Here is a 1,224-nt window from a genome sequence, read left to right as displayed (position 1 = left end):
AGTGCCCGACCGTGCTCATGAATGGCGCCGGGACACATGGCCCACCCGACGCCTGACCGGCGAGAAATCCCGGCCCGACCTGGTCCAAGGTTTGGGGGGCAGGTCCGGCGCAAGACCAACCCCCGGCCATCCCTCGCTGCTCTCCCGCGAGCCTAACAACCCGTTCCGACGTTAATCGCCTTGAATTCGCCGCCATCAGGCGCCCAACTCTTCAGTCGGAGAATATTCCCCAGGAGTTTCGAATGATCGGCAGCATCTCGGTCAAGTTGGGGCGGAAAGTATATTCCGCCACCCTTGAATACGACAGCCTTATCGGCCGCGGGTTGAGGGGTGTCCGGCACCGGCTTGAGACCCAGCTCGGCTCTCCTTTGGGAGATGTTCCGGCTTTTGCAATCGCCCAGACGATCGAGGACGTGACCGTTGAGGTCGATGCCCCTGGGTATGCCATAGGCGACATGGTCCTGGAGGCCACTCCCACGCGTTTGCGTCTGCGAGCGGCCGGCCGTCTAGGGCGGTCCGGGAACATTGGGCGTCCGTTCGACCTGAGCGTCGATCTCCCGGAGCCGGTCGATCCCGACGAGGTGACGGCGACCCTCGAAGACGGCGTTCTGACCGTGAGAATGATCAAGGCCGCGTGGGTGCGCGGGGAAGCAAGACGTGTTCCCGTGCGCGAAACCTCAATCCCGCCGGAACAGGCGACTCACGAAGGCGGCCAGGCCCACGCCTGACAGGATGACGATGGCGATCCGAGCGACCGCGGCGGCCTGATCGTCCTTCGCGACGATGACGACGGCGGCAGCGACGATAAGGGCCGCGACCACGATCCCGAGCGACAGGGTATCGGCGGCCCGTCTGACCGCTCGCGGCAACTCGGCCAGGTCTGAACTTGAGACCTGGATGACAATGCCCTCACGGCTGATGCGCCCGATACCGCGCCGGATCGCTTCTGGCCCGATGGCGAGGATCTGATCTAGTTCCTTGAACGTCCGGAAGGCGCGGGTGGCGAGCGCTTTCGGCGCAAACCGAGATGCGAAAGCCCGGAGAACCACTGGCGCGATAGCGGCGACGACATCGAGGTCGGGATCGAGCGTCCTCGCCAAGCCTTCGGCGATGCCCAGAGCGCGCATGAGCAGCAGCAGGTCCGGCGGCAACGTCAGTGCGTTTTCTCGGGCGATGGAGATGAATTCGGTGATCGCCTCCGCAAGCCGGATCGGTCGCCCGGAA

Annotated in this window: 1 protein-coding gene and 1 pseudogene; one reads left to right on the top strand and one right to left on the bottom strand. The window is 64.7% G+C overall.

What is annotated here, in order from left to right:
• Positions 1-242 precede the first annotated feature (242 nt).
• A complete protein-coding gene (locus Q7V15_RS05650; RefSeq protein WP_293416858.1) occupies positions 243-728 on the top strand; it encodes an Hsp20/alpha crystallin family protein in 486 nt (161 codons plus the stop codon).
• Here the strand turns inward: Q7V15_RS05650 and Q7V15_RS05645 are convergent.
• A pseudogene (locus Q7V15_RS05645) lies at positions 678-1,224 on the bottom strand (hypothetical protein); the annotation flags it as partial. The gene Q7V15_RS05650 and the pseudogene Q7V15_RS05645 sit on opposite strands and share 51 nt — an antisense overlap.

Source organism: Phenylobacterium sp. (assembly GCF_030651755.1).
Lineage (GTDB): Bacteria > Pseudomonadota > Alphaproteobacteria > Caulobacterales > Caulobacteraceae > Phenylobacterium.
The sequence above is the reverse complement of the archived record's forward strand: the minus strand, read 5'-3'. Positions and strand labels throughout refer to the sequence as shown.

Coding starts and splice junctions, on each gene's coding strand:
- Q7V15_RS05650 (WP_293416858.1), top strand. CDS start 243: ATGATCGGCAGCATCTCGGTCAAGTTGGGGCGGAAAGTATATTCCGCC.